Source organism: Thermococcus sp., assembly GCF_027066465.1.
GTDB lineage: Archaea > Methanobacteriota_B > Thermococci > Thermococcales > Thermococcaceae > Thermococcus.
This window is the reverse complement of the sequence record NZ_JAMONU010000063.1, coordinates 1-3,059: the sequence shown is the minus strand read 5'-3', so window position 1 is coordinate 3,059 and position 3,059 is coordinate 1. Positions and strand designations below refer to the sequence as shown.

The following is a 3,059-nucleotide window of genomic DNA, read 5'->3' as shown; positions in this document are numbered from 1 at the left end:
CCGGGAAGTCAAATATGGTCTGGTGAGAGGTATGGGAATAATTGTTGAGGCCGTCTATGAGAACGGCGTTTTTAAGCCCCTCAAGAAGGTTAACATTCCCGAGCGGGCGAGGGTTAGGATTAGGGTCGAGATTTTCGGCCTGCTGAAGGACTGGAGTGTGGACGCTCAACAGCTAAAGGACGAGCTGAGGGAAGTTCATGGCTGAGTACTTCGCCGACACCTACGCTCTCGTCGAAATTCTGAAGGGAAATCCAAACTATGAGAAGTACTCTTCGGCGGAGCTTTACACAACAGAGTTTAATCTTTTGGAGCTGTCATATGCTCTCGTTAGAGACTTTGGAGTTGAGAGGGCTGAGGAGATACTGGAAATCGTGAAAAGCTCAGTTACAGTCGTTATTCTGGAGGTTCACCACTACGTCCTCGCCTCCGAAATTCGAATAAGAGAGAGGAAGAACGGAAAAAAACTGTCTCTCATAGACTGTCTCGGCTACGTGATGGCCAAGAGCCTGGGCGTGAAGTTCCTGACTGGGGATAGGGAATTCGGGGAAATGGAGAACGTTGAGTTCGTGAAGTAGCAAACGCTTGAAAAATTGAAAGGCTAAATCTTGATTGAGATTTCGGCCTTGTCGCTCTTCTTGAGCTGGATTGCGAAGAGCTGTTTGTCGTATTCCTTGTGCTTCAGGTATGTAAATATCATGAGCACGAAGAGGGTGAAGCCAAGTAATGGGCCACCTACAACTGCTAGCTTGGTTATTGGGGAGTCGTATTGCAGTGCTCCTTCCATGATGGCATACCCAAGGACAGCGTTTCCAACACCTGTGATTATCCAGCCGATTAAGGAGGCTTTGAAAGCCTCGTAGGCTCTCCTGGAGGCGAGGGAATAGGCCTTTTCAAGCTTCTCTATCTCTGGGAGGTTGGAATATTCCTCCCATTTTCCTTTTCCCTTATTGATGCAGTTCAATATATCGTGGGGATTCATAGCCGAGAGTTCTTCGTCGTATGTTTGCAGTAGTATGAACAGAGAACCAATGAGTAACATAAATGCAAAAACTACTATAATTGAGAAGTCAGCGATTCCAAGACTCTCCATTATGGCTCCGAGGATGGTAGCGCTGATAAAGCCTATAAAAATGGATTCGCCTACTTCAACTTTATACACCTCGGTCCTAAAACATGGCCCGGCCATTTCCCTCCTCCCTCCGGGTACTTATAGATTTCCCTCCTCCCGGAGGGTATAATATCTGGGAGAAGGCCGTTCCGAAAACCAAAGCTCCCCCTTCTCGCGTGAAAACCTTTTTATTCGGAAAACCGAACTAAAACCGGTGATAGTCATGGTGAAGGCCAGAGTTGAGAAGCTCTGCACCGACCCGGAGCTCTACATCATCAGGATTGACGATGATGAGATTAAGTACTTCGAGGCAACCTGGTACATCCCAGAGGGAATAACCTACAACGCATACCTGATGAAGCTGAAGGACGCGGTTGTGCTCTTCGACACGACCAAGGCGGACTACGCAGACCTCTTCCTCGAGAAGCTGAGGGAACTCGTGAACCCGGAGGAGATAACGCACATCATCGTCCACCACACCGAGCCGGACCACAGCGGGGCACTGCCGGAGGTCCTCGAGGCCAACAACTATAAAGCCCAGGTCATCGGAACTGCCTTTGCTAGGAACCTGCTCGAGGGCTTCTACGGAAAAGACGTCGTTAGGAACTTCAAGGTCGTCAAGGACGGCGAAGAGATGAGCATCGGCGGAAAGACCTTCCGCTTTATCACCGTCCCCTGGCTCCACTGGCCGGACACGATGATAACTTACGTCGTCGAGGACAGGCTGATATTCAGCTGTGATGCCGGCGGTGGTTACTCGATTCCAGAGACGATAGACGACAGCGACGAGGAGGTCGTTCAGCGCTATCTGCCTTACGTCACCAAGTACATCGTTACCGTTATCGGCCACTACCACAAGTACATCGTCCAGAACATCAAGAAGCTCAAGAACCTCGGAATCGTCGAAGACGCCAAGATGATTCTGCCCGGACACGGGATAGCGTGGTGCCACAATCCGAAAAGAATCTTCGAGTTCTACGAGCGCGTCGGGGCCGGCGTTCCCGAGAAGGACAAGGTTCTCGTGGTCTACGACTCGATGTACGGCTTCGTTGAGCGGAGAATGGAGATAGTGCTCGACGAGCTTAAGAAGCTCGGAAAGAAGCCGGTAGTTTACTGCTTCACCGACAGGGAGGCTCCAGCAGTTAGCGACATCCTTGGTGAGGTTCCGAGCGCGGAAGCCATAATCATCGGCGCCTCAACCTTCGAGGCCGAGATACACCCGCGCATACGTTATACCCTCTTCGAGATACTCGACAAGGCCAACTACGAGAAGCCCGTCCTAATCGTCGGAGCGTACGGCTGGGGCGGAGTTGCAGGAAGGAAGATAGAGACGCTGATAACGAGGAGCAAGTTCGACCACGTGGCTACCGTTGAGAGCAAGGGAATGCCAAGCGAAGAAGACGAGGCCAAACTGAGGGAAGCCGTCAGGAAGCTCGTCGAGTGGGTTCGCCAAGCTTGAGATTTCTTTCGCTTTTCCATTTCACAGGTTTGAACCGCAAACCTTATAAGGCCGAATAAACAACATAAGTTCGAGGTCTGAACATGGCGAAGTGGAGATGCAAAATCTGCGGTTACATATACGATGAGGACGAGGGCGACCCGGACGGAGGGATTCCGCCGGGGACAAAGTTTGAGGACCTTCCCGAGGATTGGGTCTGCCCGCTCTGCGGTGCACCCAAGGACCAGTTTGAAAAGATAGAGTGAGGTGGTTGAGATGCTGAGCGAAACCATAAAGAGTGGAGACTGGAAGGGGGAGAAGCACGTCCCCGTTATAGAGTACGAGAAGGAGGGCGACCTCGTCAAGGTCGAGGTCTCCGTTGGAAAGGAGATACCGCACCCGAACACCCCGGAGCACCACATCGCTTGGATTGAGCTGTACTTCCACCCCGAGGGAGAGAACTTCCCGATTCTCGTCGGCAGGGTTGCCTTTACCAACCACAGCGACCCGCTG

6 protein-coding genes are annotated in these 3,059 nt (G+C 51.7%); 5 read left to right on the top strand and 1 reads right to left on the bottom strand.

Translation table 11 applies throughout. The features are described from left to right. Together MVK46_RS02750 and MVK46_RS02745 are read left to right on the top strand one after the other, a co-directional pair. Nucleotides 1-205, top strand: a 205-nt coding sequence (locus tag MVK46_RS02750) for an antitoxin family protein (RefSeq protein ID WP_297535106.1), incomplete at its 5' end; no start/stop codon positions are given. Further along, nucleotides 198-575: a PIN domain-containing protein gene (locus MVK46_RS02745; protein WP_297535105.1), complete on the top strand. Its 378-nt coding sequence runs from the start codon at nt 198-200 to the stop codon at nt 573-575. The genes MVK46_RS02750 and MVK46_RS02745, both read left to right, overlap by 8 nt. A gap of 23 nt (nt 576-598) precedes the next feature. On the opposite strand, the gene MVK46_RS02740 is transcribed toward MVK46_RS02745, so the two are convergent. After that, a complete protein-coding gene (locus MVK46_RS02740; protein ID WP_297535104.1) occupies nt 599-1,186 on the bottom strand; it encodes a hypothetical protein in 588 nt (195 codons plus the stop codon). A 145-nt stretch (nt 1,187-1,331) separates the two neighbouring features. Here MVK46_RS02740 and MVK46_RS02735 point away from each other — a divergent pair, with 145 nt between their 5' ends. The 3 genes from MVK46_RS02735 to MVK46_RS02725 form a co-directional block, all read left to right on the top strand. After that, the gene (locus tag MVK46_RS02735; protein ID WP_297535103.1) at nt 1,332-2,567 is read left to right on the top strand and encodes an FprA family A-type flavoprotein; all 1,236 of its coding nucleotides are present in this window, start codon (nt 1,332-1,334) and stop codon (nt 2,565-2,567) included. Between the two features lie 83 nt (nt 2,568-2,650). Continuing rightward, nucleotides 2,651-2,812 (top strand): rubredoxin, encoded by a 162-nt coding sequence (gene rd, locus MVK46_RS02730; RefSeq protein WP_297535102.1) that lies wholly within the window; start codon nt 2,651-2,653, stop codon nt 2,810-2,812. Between the two features lie 10 nt (nt 2,813-2,822). Further along, nucleotides 2,823-3,059: desulfoferrodoxin family protein (locus tag MVK46_RS02725; RefSeq protein WP_297535101.1), on the top strand; the 237-nt coding region annotated here is incomplete at its 3' end.